The 13,133-nt window shown below is 53.1% G+C and carries 17 protein-coding genes and 2 tRNA genes; 9 read left to right on the top strand and 10 right to left on the bottom strand.

Annotated elements, in window-relative coordinates; all coding sequences use genetic code 11:
- The first annotated feature begins 33 nt into the window (after nucleotides 1-33).
- A complete protein-coding gene (mdoC, locus tag ACMWL8_RS05970; protein ID WP_041910534.1) occupies nucleotides 34-1,173 on the top strand; it encodes a glucans biosynthesis protein MdoC in 1,140 nt (379 codons plus the stop codon).
- A 35-nt stretch (nucleotides 1,174-1,208) separates the two neighbouring features.
- On the opposite strand, the gene ymdB is transcribed toward mdoC, so the two are convergent.
- The 5 genes from ymdB to csgB all read right to left on the bottom strand — a co-directional run bounded on the left by ymdB (nucleotide 1,209) and on the right by csgB (nucleotide 3,674).
- The gene (gene ymdB, locus ACMWL8_RS05965; RefSeq protein WP_028012683.1) at nucleotides 1,209-1,751 is read right to left on the bottom strand and encodes an O-acetyl-ADP-ribose deacetylase; all 543 of its coding nucleotides are present in this window, start codon (nucleotides 1,749-1,751) and stop codon (nucleotides 1,209-1,211) included.
- Between the two features lie 103 nt (nucleotides 1,752-1,854).
- Nucleotides 1,855-2,175, bottom strand: coding sequence for a type 1 fimbrial protein (locus tag ACMWL8_RS05960; RefSeq protein ID WP_045261657.1), 321 nt, complete (start codon nucleotides 2,173-2,175; stop codon nucleotides 1,855-1,857).
- A gap of 150 nt (nucleotides 2,176-2,325) precedes the next feature.
- Nucleotides 2,326-2,658, bottom strand: coding sequence for a curli assembly chaperone CsgC (gene csgC / locus ACMWL8_RS05955; protein WP_041910536.1), 333 nt, complete (start codon nucleotides 2,656-2,658; stop codon nucleotides 2,326-2,328).
- A gap of 60 nt (nucleotides 2,659-2,718) precedes the next feature.
- Entirely contained in the window at nucleotides 2,719-3,177 is a 459-nt protein-coding gene (csgA, locus tag ACMWL8_RS05950) for a curli major subunit CsgA (RefSeq protein WP_028012680.1), read from the bottom strand.
- A gap of 41 nt (nucleotides 3,178-3,218) precedes the next feature.
- Nucleotides 3,219-3,674, bottom strand: a complete 456-nt coding sequence (gene csgB, locus ACMWL8_RS05945) for a curli minor subunit CsgB (protein WP_028012679.1) — start codon at nucleotides 3,672-3,674, stop codon at nucleotides 3,219-3,221.
- Between the two features lie 754 nt (nucleotides 3,675-4,428).
- Between csgB and csgD the strand changes: the two genes are divergently transcribed.
- From csgD to csgG, 4 genes are read left to right on the top strand one after another with little or no spacing between them, the layout of a single operon-like run.
- A complete protein-coding gene (gene csgD / locus ACMWL8_RS05940; protein WP_028012677.1) occupies nucleotides 4,429-5,079 on the top strand; it encodes a biofilm master transcriptional regulator CsgD in 651 nt (216 codons plus the stop codon).
- A gap of 4 nt (nucleotides 5,080-5,083) precedes the next feature.
- A complete protein-coding gene (gene csgE, locus ACMWL8_RS05935; protein ID WP_045261659.1) occupies nucleotides 5,084-5,473 on the top strand; it encodes a curli production assembly/transport protein CsgE in 390 nt (129 codons plus the stop codon).
- 23 nt (nucleotides 5,474-5,496) lie between these two features.
- Nucleotides 5,497-5,910 (top strand): curli production assembly/transport protein CsgF, encoded by a 414-nt coding sequence (gene csgF, locus ACMWL8_RS05930; RefSeq protein WP_028012675.1) that lies wholly within the window; start codon nucleotides 5,497-5,499, stop codon nucleotides 5,908-5,910.
- 26 nt (nucleotides 5,911-5,936) lie between these two features.
- The gene (gene csgG / locus ACMWL8_RS05925) at nucleotides 5,937-6,770 is read left to right on the top strand and encodes a curli production assembly/transport protein CsgG (RefSeq protein ID WP_028012674.1); all 834 of its coding nucleotides are present in this window, start codon (nucleotides 5,937-5,939) and stop codon (nucleotides 6,768-6,770) included.
- 45 nt (nucleotides 6,771-6,815) lie between these two features.
- On the opposite strand, the gene ACMWL8_RS05920 is transcribed toward csgG, so the two are convergent.
- The 4 genes from ACMWL8_RS05920 to ghrA all read right to left on the bottom strand — a co-directional run bounded on the left by ACMWL8_RS05920 (nucleotide 6,816) and on the right by ghrA (nucleotide 9,730).
- A complete protein-coding gene (locus ACMWL8_RS05920; protein ID WP_072252624.1) occupies nucleotides 6,816-7,298 on the bottom strand; it encodes a DUF1097 domain-containing protein in 483 nt (160 codons plus the stop codon).
- Between the two features lie 96 nt (nucleotides 7,299-7,394).
- Complete coding sequence (locus ACMWL8_RS05915; protein ID WP_045261661.1) at nucleotides 7,395-7,949, bottom strand: molecular chaperone; 555 nt, start codon at nucleotides 7,947-7,949, stop codon at nucleotides 7,395-7,397.
- A gap of 20 nt (nucleotides 7,950-7,969) precedes the next feature.
- Nucleotides 7,970-8,707 (bottom strand): phosphatase, encoded by a 738-nt coding sequence (locus ACMWL8_RS05910; protein ID WP_028012671.1) that lies wholly within the window; start codon nucleotides 8,705-8,707, stop codon nucleotides 7,970-7,972.
- An 84-nt stretch (nucleotides 8,708-8,791) separates the two neighbouring features.
- Nucleotides 8,792-9,730: a glyoxylate/hydroxypyruvate reductase GhrA gene (gene ghrA, locus ACMWL8_RS05905; RefSeq protein WP_028012670.1), complete on the bottom strand. Its 939-nt coding sequence runs from the start codon at nucleotides 9,728-9,730 to the stop codon at nucleotides 8,792-8,794.
- A 232-nt stretch (nucleotides 9,731-9,962) separates the two neighbouring features.
- On the opposite strand from ghrA, the gene ACMWL8_RS05900 reads away from it, so the two are divergent.
- Nucleotides 9,963-10,050: transfer RNA gene (locus ACMWL8_RS05900), tRNA-Ser, on the top strand.
- A gap of 243 nt (nucleotides 10,051-10,293) precedes the next feature.
- Here the strand turns inward: ACMWL8_RS05900 and ACMWL8_RS05895 are convergent.
- On the bottom strand, nucleotides 10,294-11,199 hold the full coding sequence (locus tag ACMWL8_RS05895) for a LysR family transcriptional regulator (protein ID WP_059356856.1): 906 nt from the start codon (nucleotides 11,197-11,199) through the stop codon (nucleotides 10,294-10,296).
- Nucleotides 11,200-11,308: 109 nt separating this feature from the next.
- On the opposite strand from ACMWL8_RS05895, the gene ACMWL8_RS05890 reads away from it, so the two are divergent.
- From ACMWL8_RS05890 to ACMWL8_RS05880, 3 genes are all read left to right on the top strand, one after another.
- A complete protein-coding gene (locus ACMWL8_RS05890; RefSeq protein ID WP_045261663.1) occupies nucleotides 11,309-12,169 on the top strand; it encodes a pirin family protein in 861 nt (286 codons plus the stop codon).
- Nucleotides 12,170-12,189: 20 nt separating this feature from the next.
- A complete protein-coding gene (locus ACMWL8_RS05885; protein ID WP_045261664.1) occupies nucleotides 12,190-12,867 on the top strand; it encodes an isochorismatase family protein in 678 nt (225 codons plus the stop codon).
- A 137-nt stretch (nucleotides 12,868-13,004) separates the two neighbouring features.
- Nucleotides 13,005-13,092: transfer RNA gene (locus ACMWL8_RS05880), tRNA-Ser, on the top strand.
- The last annotated feature ends 41 nt before the right edge of the window (nucleotides 13,093-13,133 follow it).

Below are 13,133 nucleotides of genomic sequence, written 5' to 3'. Positions count from 1 at the left end.
TAAGGCGAAAAGTCTGAGAATGCGCAACGTTATATGAGCACAACACCGATACAACGGGAATATTTCCTCGACTCGATCCGGGCATGGCTGATGCTATTGGGGATCCCCTTTCATATTTCACTGATTTACTCCAGCCACACGTGGCATGTTAATAGCCAGATGCCCTCCTGGTGGCTGACGCTGTTTAATGACTTTATTCACGCCTTCCGCATGCAGGTGTTTTTTGTCATCTCCGGCTATTTCTCGTACATGCTTTTTTTACGCTATCCGCTTAAGCGCTGGTGGAAAGTGCGCGTGGAGCGCGTAGGTATTCCCATGTTAACCGCCATACCGCTCCTGACGCTGCCGCAGTTCATTATGCTGCAATACGTTAAAGGCAAGGCGGAAAACTGGCCGAATCTCTCGCTGTATGAAAAGTACAACACGCTGGTCTGGGAGCTGGTGTCTCACCTCTGGTTCCTGCTGGTTCTGGTGGTGCTGACCACGGTCAGTCTGGTGATTTTCAGCCGCCTGCGCCGTCATCTCAGCACAACAGCAGACTCTTTCTTCGCTAACGTCACGCTGGGCAAGCTGTCGGTGCTCTTTTTACTGCTGGGGATCGCCTATGCCGCGGTGAGACGCACGCTTTTTATTGTCTATCCACCGATACTGAGCGACGGCCTGTTCAATTTTGTGGTGATGCAGTCGCTGTTCTACATTCCGTTCTTTTTGATTGGCGCGCTGGCCTTTATTCATCCGAGGCTTAAAGCGCTGTTTACCACCCCGTCACCGTGGTGCGCGGTGGGTGCGGCCATCGCGTTTGCGGCCTACCTGCTGAACCAGCGCTACGGGAGTGGCGACGCCTGGATGTATGAAACGGAAAGCGTGATCACCATGCTGTTGGGCTTGTGGATGGTGAACGTGGTGTTCGCGCTCGGCCACCGTTTGCTGAACTTTAAGTCCAGCCGCGTGACCTACTTCGTCAATGCCTCACTGTTTATCTATCTGGTGCACCACCCGTTGACGCTGTTCTTCGGGGCATACATCACGCCGCATATCGCATCCAACACGCTGGGCTTCTTTACCGGGCTGGTGTTTGTGGTGGGGATTGCCGTCGTACTCTACGAGATCCATCTGCGGATCCCTCTTCTGCGCTTCCTGTTTTCAGGAAAACCTCAGCCGAAAGCCGCCTGAGCAGCGCGGCGCACTCACGGTGCGCCGCCTTCGCTTCAGCTCTCCAGCTCTTGTCTGCGCTGAGTCAGAAGCCGCTGATAAAGATGCGTGGTGTCTTCATCGAAGCAGACAAAAATCACCTTCTCTGGCAGCGGTTTAAGCGACAAATAGCGGTAAACCGTTTCGACGGCGATGGTCGCCGCTGCCGCCTTAGGATATCCATACACGCCGGTGCTGATGGCCGGGAACGCCATCGTTTTATAGCCGTTGTCGGCGGCAAGCCGCAGACAGTTTCGGTATGCCTCCTCCAGAAGGCTCGCTTCATGCTGGTCTCCGCCGTGCCACACGGGCCCGACAGCATGAATCACCGCTTTGGCAGGAAGGTTGCCCGCCAGCGTAATCACCGCATGGCCCGGTGGGCATTCACCCTGTTGCTGACGCACGATTTTACAGGCTTCCAGTAACTGCGGTCCGGCAGCCCGGTGAATAGCGCCGTCTACGCCTCCTCCCCCCATCAGGGAAGGATTGGCCGCATTGACGATGACGTCGACATGAACTGTCGTAATATCGCCATGAATAACTTCAATTTGCGGTTTCATAAAGCCCCTCTGCTGCCCGCCTTTTTTATAAGTGTATCGCAGAGGGGTTATTGAGAAAAACGATAGGCATAAAACCGCGCCCGCCGACGGGCGTGCACGGGTATTAACGGTACTGGATCTGAACAACCGCGAGCGTTTTTTCAGGATTCAGGTACGTCATATTCACTGTCGCCAGGCCGGAAGCCGTCGCCTTGCCGTTCAGCGCGTCGCCGTAACTCACCATACGCGTTTGCATACGATTTTTTTCCGGACACGACACCGCCAGCTGCCGCTGCTGCTGGGTAACTTCGCAAGGGTCAGCAACGATTGCGCCGCGAAAGTGAATAACGCCGCCCTGCGCGAGCGTGGCCGAATAAGCTGGAGCGATAAATGCCGAAACAAGCAGGCCCAGGCCTGAAATAAGATGTGCAAAAGAGTGGGTCACGATATGTACTCCTCAATGAAAATCGTCCATGAGGGGCAAACGCGCTTCATTATGCAAACGAAGGCTGACGTTACGGAACCTAACAACGCAGTTCCTGATAACAGCTTAGTTCAACGGCAAATATTCACAATGCATTGATTTCATGAATATTTACAGCGCACCCCCGGCTGGCGACCACTGCTGTGATAAATGAAGCGCTTTTCCATCCGTGACGGTGACAACGATGTTGATCGTGTCTTCCGCAGAAATAGTTAAACTCAACCGCGTTAAATCAATCGGCTGATTAGCGGGAATAAAAAGGGTATTTTGCTGTCGCGAAGCACTTTGCCCACTCTGCCCTTCCTTCAAAGAGAGGATCTGAACCTGACAATCACACGGTTCCGTCAAAATGACCTGCGGAATAATAGTCGTCATATTTCCCTGCTGTGACGTTTGAAAGGTTATCTGCCCGGAAAGCGCGGCAAGGAGAATGAAGGTATTCATGAGGAACTCCCGAAAAAAAACAGGGCATCGGCCCTGTTTTTTGTAGTACAGATTTCAGTATCAGTACTGATGCGCTGTCGCGTGGTTACCAAAGCCGATCTGGGTAACGTTGACGGTGGAGTTAGACGCCGTCTGGTCAACGAGCGCACCGTTAAGGCCGCCGTACTGGCTAACATTCATAACGGATTTTTTGCTGTTCCACTGATCGAGTGTCGCACTGTTGCCAAAGCCGTTCTGGGTCAGGTTGATTTTGCTGTCGTCAGAACCCTGACCGACATCAGCCCCGTTACCGCCACCGGTCTGGCTAATATTAAGAACGGAATTTCTGGCATCTGTCTGCAACGCCAGCGCGGAGTTACCGCCACCGTTCTGATAAATATTCAGGGTTGAATTTGGACCACTGTTTCCGCCCTGGCCATGACCGTGTCCATGACCCCATCCGCCCTGATTAATCATACCAGCCATAGCACTACCAGAAACGACGATTGCTGCAAGTGCTGCCACTTTGATAAATTTCATGGTAAACCCCCATCGGATTGATTAACGTCGTCGCGAATTAGCTAGCGCTGAATAACGCGAATTGCCATCTGCGACTGTTTCTGCACTACAACTGCGGTTTTCTGCGTACCGTACTGCGTAATATTTGCTCTATTACCCGACCCTTTCTGGATAATTTTCGCACTATTACCATATCCATCCTGCGTAATACCTGCATCGTTCCCGTTACCGCTCTGATCGATCCAGGCAATATTGTAAGTCCCTGATTGATCAACTCTCGCTCTGTTGCCTGCCCCATCCTGAGAAATGACGGACAAGAGTTTCGATCCTTCCTGGCGAAGCTGAGCGTCATTAAATACGCCCTGTTGACCAATAATGGCTGCCTGATTTAATGATGAATAACTTAATTCATTAACCGCAAAATTATATTCAGCGTTTGCTAAATCTGAATTCGCGGCGGTTACAAATCCAGGCGCACCCAGTAATGTAAACATCAAAAATAACGATGTGTTTTTCATGTTGTCACCCTGGACCCGGCTACCTGAAAACACCCTGATCGTATTTCGTATTAAACGACTCGTTTTTGTTAACGCGTCGTTACGGTGAAGAGTATGTCCGCTGAAACATTTTAAATATCTCACCCGCGCGGCTTATTTTTATTTTTCAGGTCACCACAAAGTTGTAATTTGCACCATAAAAGGCATGACACAGGCCGTTTTTATTTTTTATGAAATATTTATGCGCGACATATTGTACAACGGCGAGACAGTCGTCCATGCCCCTTCCCGCGTTGTTTAAGCGTAACGCCAGGATGACATTTTCTTCAGGGCGTGACACAAGGCGAGTTTTCTTAAGCCAGAAAAACCAGAGCGGCATGACTTAGAAAGCATCAGTTACTCATACTTGGGTACAAACTAAAGAAAATAATAAATACTTATAAATATTAACTGGTTAATTATATTTCTATGATTTTTAAAATCTATGCACAACTATTTCCATGTACAACTTTCATATCAAATAGCAACATTCAAAATCTGCAATTTTCACAAATTAATATTGATTTTTACATATTGTTACATGATTAACACTTGCTTTAAAATTCGTAAAAGCTAGATTGAAATTAGATGTACGAAATTGGTTTTATATTTACCTCCCTGTGGAGGTTATGTTCTGATTCTACACACAGCAGTGCAACATCTGTCAGTACTTCTGGTGCCCTCTTCTTTACAGAGAGGGCGGCTGTCAGGTGCCAAAAATAAGTGGGGTTTCATCATGTATAATGAAGTCCATAGTTTACATGGTCATACATTACTGTTGATCACAAAACCTTCTCTGCAAGCGACAGCTTTATTACAACATTTAAAGCAATCTCTATCACTGAACGGGAAATTGCATAATATTCAACGTTCTTTTGATGATATTGCGCCTGGCAGCATCATTCTGTTTGATATGATGGAAGCCGATAAAAAGCTTATCCATTACTGGCAAGATAACTTAAGCAGGAAAAACAATAATATCCGCGTGTTATTATTGAATACGCCTGATGAATATCCTTTCAGAGATATTGAAAGCTGGCCGCATATCAATGGCGTGTTCTACGTCACTGAAGAAGAGGTTCGGGTGGTAGATGGTCTGCAAGGCATATTGCGCGGCGAATGCTATTTCTCGCAAAAGCTGGCCAGCTACCTCATCACGCACTCCGGAAATTACCGCTATAACAGTTCGGAATCAGCGCTGCTCACCCACCGTGAGAAAGAGATCCTGAACAAATTACGCATTGGTGCTTCAAATATTGAAATCGCCCGTTCGTTATTTATCAGCGAAAATACGGTAAAGACGCACCTTTATAATCTTTTCAAGAAGATAGCTGTTAAAAACCGAACTCAGGCGGTTTCATGGGCAAACGATAACCTCAGGCGTTAATCACATGAAGCGCACGTTGAGTTGGATCGCCGCAGCGAGTCTCCAGCTCGCTGCAGGGAACCTGCAGGCCGTTGAGGTCGAAGTTCCCGGATTGTTAACTGACCACACTGTCTCATCGATCGGGCACAGTTTTTACCGGGCCTTCAGCGATAAATGGGACAGTCCTTACACGGGTAATTTAACAATCAACGAGCGGCCCAGTGCACGTTGGGGAAGCTGGATAACCATAACGGCCAATCAGGACGTTATTTATCAAACGTTTTTATTCCCCTCGAAAACAGACTTCGAAAAAAACGTAGCCTTAGCACTGGCTCAAACTGAAGACGCTATTAATCGCCTGCAAATAGATAAAGCCCTATTAAGCACCAGCGATTTAGCAAAAGATGAGTTCTAGCGAACCGATATGCGGAGGCTGTCATGCGTATTGCATATGCAGTTGTTTCGATCATGCTTATTGCTCCCCTGAGCTGGGCCGGAAATATGACCTTCCAGTTCCGTAACCCTAACTTTGGCGGTAACCCCAACAACGGTGCCTTTCTGCTGAATCAAGCTCAGGCACAAAACTCCTATAAAGATCCGAGCTTTCAGGATTTTACCGTTGATACCCCTTCCGCACTGGATAACTTCACCCAGGCTATCCAGTCGCAGATTTTAGGGGGATTGCTGACCAACATTAATACCGGCAAACCCGGCCGAATGATGACCAACGACTTTATCGTCGACATCGCCAACAGGGATGGACAGCTCCAGTTGAATGTGACCGATCGTAAAACCGGAAAAACTTCCACCATAGAGGTTTCCGGCCTGCAAAATAATTCAACTGACTTTTAAACAATAGCTAAATAAGGACAACGACCATGCAGCGCTTCCTGATATTTGTTGCAGTGTGCTTATTGAGCGGTTGTTTAACTGCTCCGCCTAAAGAAGCTGCAAAACCCACATTAATGCCGCGGGCCCAAAGTTACCGTGATTTAACCCATTTGCCTTCACCTACGGGCAAGATATTTGTCTCGGTATACAACATTCAGGATGAAACCGGACAATTTAAGCCTTATCCGGCAAGTAACTTCTCCACCGCGGTGCCGCAAAGCGCCACCGCCATGCTGGTGACTGCACTTAAAGATTCGCACTGGTTTATTCCGCTGGAACGCCAGGGGCTTCAGAACCTGTTAAATGAAAGAAAAATCATTCGTGCCGCGCAGGAGAATGGCACCGTTGCGGACAATAACCGGATGCCTCTGCAGTCTCTGGCCGCCGCAAACGTGATGATTGAAGGGTCGATTATCGGTTACGAGAGCAACGTGAAATCGGGTGGCGTGGGCGCGCGCTACTTCGGTATCGGCGCAGATACCCAGTACCAGCTCGACCAAATTGCGGTTAACCTGCGCGTCGTGAACGTCAGTACCGGTGAAGTCCTCTCTTCGGTCAACACCAGCAAAACGATTTTGTCTTATGAAGTTCAGGCTGGGGTATTCCGCTTTATTGATTACCAGCGCCTGCTGGAGGGAGAAATTGGCTACACCTCTAACGAACCGGTCATGATGTGTCTTATGTCAGCCATTGAAACCGGCGTGATCTTCTTAATCAACGATGGTATCGATCGCGGGCTGTGGGATCTGCAAAACAAAGCGGACGTGCAGAACCCGATCCTGGTGAAATACCGTGATATGTCGGTGCCTCCGGAATCCTGACGGGCAGCGCATAAAAAAAGGCGAGATGATTATCTCGCCTTTTTTTTATTCACTCATCGCGGTGATGTTTTGCGTTTTTTCCCGTCGCGCCGCCAGCCAAAGACCGCTGTTCTTCATGGCGTAGCCAAACAGCAGCCCCAGCGCCAGGGAAGGAACCACCAGCTTCCAGTCCCCCTGCCCGGCAAAGGTTGCGCAGGCCCCCATAAAGGTTCCCGGCACAAACGACAGCAGCAGATGCTTCGCCTGGATGCACATCAGGAAGGCGACGACACCCGTCATGACGTACCCCAGCATCTCCAGATGCGGCGCCAGCGCGCTGCCTTTCATGATGACCAGCGCCCAGATAACGCCGCTCATCAGCGTGCAGCCTGAGATAAAGAGCCCTTTCAGCCCCCCCTGAGGACAGGCGAAATAGGCCGTGCAGCCCAGGAAGCCAGCCCAGCTTAACAGACCGAGAGACACCGCTACCCATCCCCAAATACCGGAGAGGATGCCCGTCGTGATTGCAATACAAAGTAATATGTTCATGGCGCGCATCTTAGCAGAAGCGCGCCATAGAAATGAGATCAGAAGCACATTACGTGCAAGTTGAAATGTATCGTTGCAGGATTTCTGTGATTTACATCACTCTTTGCTCTCTTCTTCCAGCTCGTCCCACATTGCTGCAATGGCGTCACGCGTCAGCGGGGCCAGCGTTCGCCAGAACGGAGAGGTGGCATGAGCTTCCACTTTACCCAGGAAGGTCCCCACCCACGGCAGCAGATACGTTTCGAAGAGGATCCCGATGGCTTCATTTTCATCGTCGCCAGCGTTGTCTTCGATCCAGGACGCGGCCAGCAGCAGCGTACCGATATGATCGGCTGGGGTATCGCTCAGCGGCATCCCGCGTTCTGAAAGGAATGCCCGCACTTCCGCTTCGGTCGCTCCTTCCTGCCAGGCGGAACGATACGGCGACACGCGGCACTCTTCGCCCACGAACAGAGCATTGTAGTCCGTTGAGATCTGCTGCATATCGCAGTTTTTCTGCAGGCGCTCCAGTAACTCATCCTGTTCCAGCGGCCAGTTCTGCGCCAGTTTACCTTCGCGAATCAGCGTAAACAGCGGCACCAGCAGCGGGTCCTGCGGCTGGCGGTAATACAGGGAGCCCAGCACGCGGCAAAGGATGGAAAATTCATTCATTGTTTTATTCCGTTATTCAATTAAAGATCGGCAAATTCATCAATCGGCGCCATGCCGCGCGACTCGAGGAAATCAAGCATACGACGCGGCGTGACGTTCAGGATGCGCTCTTCCGGGAAATCCACATCCTGCAATATTTTCAGGCACTCGCTAAAATCCCCCAGCGTGAAGGCCGTGTGCGAATCAGAGCCCAGCGCCACCATGCCACCCGCATCACGCACGGCGGCAGCCACTTCGCGACAGTTGGCTTCACTGCCTTTACGCGAGTGCACGAACGAGGAGTTATTAATCTCCAGCGCCACGCGGTGTTTCGCCGCGGCCTGCGCCACGGCCTGAATATCAATCGGGTATTTCGGATTGCCCGGATGGCTGATGATGTGCACATTGCCGCTGGCAATAGTGGCAATCATCGCCGCGGTATTGGTTTCTTTATCCTGCGGCGGGAAAACCGGCTCATGGAAGCCGGCAAGGATCAGATCTAAGGAGGTCAGCATCGGGCCGGTACAGTCAATTTCACCGTCGGTGTTTTTGATGTTCGCCTCAATGCCGCGCAGTATCCCAATGCCGTCCACCAGACGTGGCCAGATACGCATATTCACAAAATGCCAGTAGTGCGGCGCATCCGCCATATCCGGGCCGTGATCGGTTATCGCGAACAGCTTGATGCCCTTAAGCTTCGCCTGGGCAATATAATCATGGAGGTTGCTATACGCGTGGGTGCTGGCGACGGTGTGCATATGCAGGTCAACGGGATACATCTTTCTCTCCTCTGCGTTTTTTCCAAAGGATAGCAGTTATCAGCGGCGAATATTAGCAAAAACCCGGCGAACGCCGGGTTTCTATCAGTAGCCGCGCTGTCGGTCGACCTGTCCGGTGACCGGGTTACCCTTCTCTATTTCACCGATCGTGTGCGAGATATAGGCCACCGCCTCGGCAGGTCGCGTCACGGCGGCAACGTGCGGAGTCATTGCCACGCGCGGGTGTCGCCACAGCGGGCTTTCCTCCGGCAGCGGCTCACGGCTGTAGACATCCAGCATGGCGCCTTTAAGCTTCCCGCTATCCAGCGCCTTCAGCAGATCCGGCTCGACCAGATGCACGCCGCGCGCCAGGTTCATCAGGTAGCTCTGGTCGTCCAGCTGGTTGAGCAGGCCTTCATTGATAATCCCCACCGTTTCCGCCGTATTGGGCAGCAGGTTAATCAGCACACGCGTGCCGTTCAGGAAGGCCGGAAGCTCATCCGTTCCGGCAAAGCTCTCAACGCCCGGATAGTCTTTACGGCTACGGCTCCAGCAGCGCAGCGGGAAACCCCACGGCGCGAGCGCTTCAGCCACTTTCGAACCCAGCACGCCCGCGCCGAGGATACCAACGGTAAACGCTTCGCGCGGATATTCAGGCAACGGCTCCCAGCGGGATTGCTGCTTAAGCGCCTGATAGTCATCAAAGCGGCGGAACCAGTGCAGCACCTGGCTGACGGCATATTCCTGCATTTGCTGGCCCATACCGGTATCTTCCAGGCGGAACAGAGGAATATCTTCCGGCAGCATTTCAGGGTGTGCTTTCAGCTTGCTCAGAATGGAATCCACGCCGGCCCCGAGCGCGAACACGGCCTTCAGCTTACGGCCCTGGAGCATTTCTACCGGCGGATGCCAGACCAGCGCGTAGTCAGCATGTTCGTTATCGCCCCGCTTCCACTCACGAACGCGAGCGCCTGGCAGTGCCGCAGAAAGTGCCTTAATCCAGTAAGCCGTATCAAAAGTGGGGTGATAGAAGAGTATATCCATAGTCAATCCTGCCTTTTATTGCGCTGATTTATTTTGCTTTTTAACTGGATGGTCAGCATAGCAAATTTCTTGCGCGACCGTGTTGTTGATAAAAAAGACGCTTTCAGCACATTTAAGAATCATGTTGCCTGAAGTTTGTCTAAACGCGCTAAATTACTGAAAAAGTGGGTTGACGGCAGTTCGGCTTTTCCTTACATTAGCGCCCGTCCCAGCAACAACGGGATGACAATATGGTGAGGTGTCCGAGTGGCTGAAGGAGCACGCCTGGAAAGTGTGTATACGGCAACGTATCGGGGGTTCGAATCCCCCCCTCACCGCCATATTTGAAGAAGAGCTCGCATGAAAATGCGGGCTTTTTTTTCGCATGTTGCACGCCTGCGGGGGGATGAGAATCCCCGACCGGGGTTCGACAACTGGCGCAGCCAGTTGGACAGACTGTGAGCAAAGCGAACAGGCTGCCCGCAGGGCGAGCGAAGCGAGTCAATCCCCCCCGGTGCTATATTCAGCTCGGTGCAGCCTGAGCGCCTCACCCTAACCCTCTCCCCAAAAGGGCGAGGGGATCGTTACTCCTCCACCATCCGCGCATACTCTTCAGTAAGAAAATCCACCAGCGTTCTGACGGACGGCAGCAAACCTCGCCTGGAAGGATAAACAGCGTGAATCACTTCCCGTCGGGGTTCCCATGCGTCCAGCACCCTTACCAGTTCCCCGGATGCCAGCTGATCCTTGACCATCAAAATCGGCAGCTGCACCACGCCCACCCCCGCCATCGCCGCTTCACGCAGCGCCAGCATGTCGGTGGTAATAAAGCGCGGCGTGTAATGAATCGCGGCTTTCGCTCCTTCCGGCCCGCTCAGCTCCCATCTGTGCAGCTGCTTTCCCACCCCCATGCTCAAACCCGGCCACTCGCTCAGCTCAGAGGGCACGGCAGGGTGACCCATCCGCGCAATCAGCGCAGGGCTCGCCACCAGGCAGTGTCCCCTGTCTGCCAGCACTCTTAACACCAGGTCGCTGTCATCAAACGGACGTGGACGAACGCGGATCGCCACGTCGATGCCCTCTCCCACCAGATCAACCCGTCGGTTGGTGGCCTCAAGCTGAAGATTGATCCCCGGATAGCGCGCCATAAACCGCGCCAGCATGGGCCCCACGTGCACGTGCAGCAAGGTGACCGGACAGGTGATCCTGACCACGCCGCGTGGCTCGGCCTGCAACGCCGCCACCGCCTCTTCCGCAGCTTCGGCCTCTACCAGCATGGCTTTACAGTGCTGATAGAACGTCTGCCCCACTTCCGTCACCGTAAACTGCCGGGTGGTGCGCTGGATCAACCGCACGCCAAGGCGCTCTTCCAGCTGGGCAATTCGCCGGCTCAGTTTTGACTTGGGCTGATCGAGCGCCCGACCCGCCGCCGCAAATCCACCATGGTCCACCACCTTCACAAACCACGCGAAATCATTGAGATCCTGCATACGCCCTCATCGTTCCATATTCAGAACAGTGAATGTCATTTTCACTATCTACCGGGATATTAACCCTGAATATAAGCTAATTACATCAACAGAACATCAGGAGTACATCATGAAAAACGTAACAGGCGTTTATACCGCACCTCGTCCGCACTGGGTGGGTGACGGTTTCCCGGTTCGTTCAATGTTTTCTTACCAGACGCACGGCGAGCCGCTGAGTCCGTTTCTGCTGCTGGACTATGCCGGACCGTACACCTTCCCGGCTGACGGCGCGAAACGCGGCGTGGGCGAGCATCCTCATCGCGGCTTTGAAACGGTGACCATCGTTTACGCCGGCGAAGTAGAGCATCGCGACTCCACCGGCAGAGGCGGCGTTATTGGCCCCGGCGACGTGCAGTGGATGACGGCGGGCGCAGGCATCCTGCACGAGGAGTTCCACTCCAGCGCCTTCGCGCAGAAAGGCGGTGAACTAAAAATGATGCAGCTGTGGGTCAACCTGCCCGCCAAAGACAAAATGGCGACGCCCGGCTACCAGAGCATCACTAAAGCGGATATCCCGGTGGTCACGCTGCCGGATAACAGCGGCACGCTGCGGGTCATCGCCGGTCGCCTTGAGGACGTGACGGGCCCGGCCCATACCTTCTCACCGCTGAACGTCTGGGATATCGCGCTTAACCAGGGCAGCCATCTGACGCTCAACCAGCCCGAAGGCTGGAGCACGGCGCTGGTGGTACTTGAGGGCAGCGTAACGGTGAACGGCACCACGCCAGCGGGTGAAGCGCAGTTGGTTGTGCTAAGTCAGAGCGGTGAAAAGCTGCATCTGGAAGCGAACAGCGACGCGAAATTGCTGCTGATGGCCGGTGAGCCGCTGAATGAACCGATTGTGGGCTACGGCCCGTTTGTGATGAACAGTAAAACCGAGATCGCGGAAGCCATTCGTGATTTCAACTCCGGCCGCTTTGGCCAGATCTGAACGTAATTAAGGAGCGCAATATGTCTACCCCTGCAAACTTCAACGGTGAACGTCCCGTCATTGACGTAAATGATGCCGTCATGCTGCTTATCGACCACCAGAGCGGGCTGTTCCAGACCGTCGGCGACATGCCCATGCCGGAGCTGCGCGCCCGTGCGGCGGCGCTGGCAAAGATCGCCACGCTGGCGAAGATCCCGGTGATCACCACCGCCTCCGTTCCACAGGGACCGAACGGCCCGCTTATCCCGGAGATCCACGCCAACGCGCCGCATGCGCAGTATGTGGCCCGCAAAGGTGAGATCAACGCCTGGGATAACCCGGAATTCGTGGCGGCGGTAAAAGCTACCGGTCGCAAGACGTTAATTATTGCAGGCACGATCACCAGCGTCTGCATGGCCTTCCCGTCCATCAGCGCGGTGGCGGACGGATATAAAGTGTTTGCGGTGATTGATGCCTCCGGCACCTACAGCAAAATGGCGCAGGAGATCACCCTGGCCCGCGTGGTCCAGGCAGGCGTGGTGCCGATGGATACCGCCGCTGTGGCCTCTGAGATCCAGCGAACCTGGAACCGTGAAGATGCGGCTGAATGGGCTGAGGTATACACCCACATCTTCCCGGCCTACCAGTTGCTGATCGAAAGCTACGGCAAAGCGCAGGAGGTGGTGAAAAACAGCGAAGTGCTCGATTCGCAGCGTTAATCCTGCGCTGTACGACATAAGCTGATTAAGGCTTAACCGAACAAGCACGAATGCAGAAAATCTGCTTGACCGCTTTCGCGCAACTCCCTATAGTAGCGCCCCGTTGCCCCCCAAGCGGTCAGGCAGCAAAACAATATGGTGAGGTGTCCGAGTGGCTGAAGGAGCACGCCTGGAAAGTGTGTATACGGCAACGTATCGGGGGTTCGAATCCCCCCCTCACCGCCATATTTGAAGAAGAGCTCGCATGAAAATGCGGGCTTTTTTTT

It is taken from the genome of Enterobacter sp. 04-C-12-SI-ECC, from assembly GCF_047530715.1.
Taxonomy (GTDB): Bacteria; Pseudomonadota; Gammaproteobacteria; order Enterobacterales; family Enterobacteriaceae; genus Enterobacter; species Enterobacter bugandensis.
The sequence above is the reverse complement of the archived record's forward strand: the minus strand, read 5'-3'. Positions and strand labels throughout refer to the sequence as shown.

Excerpts from the sequence above, each read along its gene's own strand:
- csgA (WP_028012680.1), bottom strand. The coding sequence starts at position 3,177 with ATGAAATTTATCAAAGTGGCAGCACTTGCAGCAATCGTCGTTTCTGGT.
- ACMWL8_RS05910 (WP_028012671.1), bottom strand. The coding sequence starts at position 8,707 with ATGTATCCCGTTGACCTGCATATGCACACCGTCGCCAGCACCCACGCG.
- ACMWL8_RS05920 (WP_072252624.1), bottom strand. The coding sequence starts at position 7,298 with ATGAACATATTACTTTGTATTGCAATCACGACGGGCATCCTCTCCGGT.
- ACMWL8_RS05895 (WP_059356856.1), bottom strand. The coding sequence starts at position 11,199 with ATGCAGGATCTCAATGATTTCGCGTGGTTTGTGAAGGTGGTGGACCAT.
- mdoC (WP_041910534.1), top strand. The coding sequence starts at position 34 with ATGAGCACAACACCGATACAACGGGAATATTTCCTCGACTCGATCCGG.
- ACMWL8_RS05915 (WP_045261661.1), bottom strand. The coding sequence starts at position 7,949 with ATGAATGAATTTTCCATCCTTTGCCGCGTGCTGGGCTCCCTGTATTAC.
- ACMWL8_RS05890 (WP_045261663.1), top strand. The coding sequence starts at position 11,309 with ATGAAAAACGTAACAGGCGTTTATACCGCACCTCGTCCGCACTGGGTG.
- ACMWL8_RS05885 (WP_045261664.1), top strand. The coding sequence starts at position 12,190 with ATGTCTACCCCTGCAAACTTCAACGGTGAACGTCCCGTCATTGACGTA.
- csgC (WP_041910536.1), bottom strand. The coding sequence starts at position 2,658 with ATGAATACCTTCATTCTCCTTGCCGCGCTTTCCGGGCAGATAACCTTT.
- csgB (WP_028012679.1), bottom strand. The coding sequence starts at position 3,674 with ATGAAAAACACATCGTTATTTTTGATGTTTACATTACTGGGTGCGCCT.
- ghrA (WP_028012670.1), bottom strand. The coding sequence starts at position 9,730 with ATGGATATACTCTTCTATCACCCCACTTTTGATACGGCTTACTGGATT.
- csgE (WP_045261659.1), top strand. The coding sequence starts at position 5,084 with ATGAAGCGCACGTTGAGTTGGATCGCCGCAGCGAGTCTCCAGCTCGCT.
- ymdB (WP_028012683.1), bottom strand. The coding sequence starts at position 1,751 with ATGAAACCGCAAATTGAAGTTATTCATGGCGATATTACGACAGTTCAT.
- csgD (WP_028012677.1), top strand. The coding sequence starts at position 4,429 with ATGTATAATGAAGTCCATAGTTTACATGGTCATACATTACTGTTGATC.
- csgF (WP_028012675.1), top strand. The coding sequence starts at position 5,497 with ATGCGTATTGCATATGCAGTTGTTTCGATCATGCTTATTGCTCCCCTG.
- csgG (WP_028012674.1), top strand. The coding sequence starts at position 5,937 with ATGCAGCGCTTCCTGATATTTGTTGCAGTGTGCTTATTGAGCGGTTGT.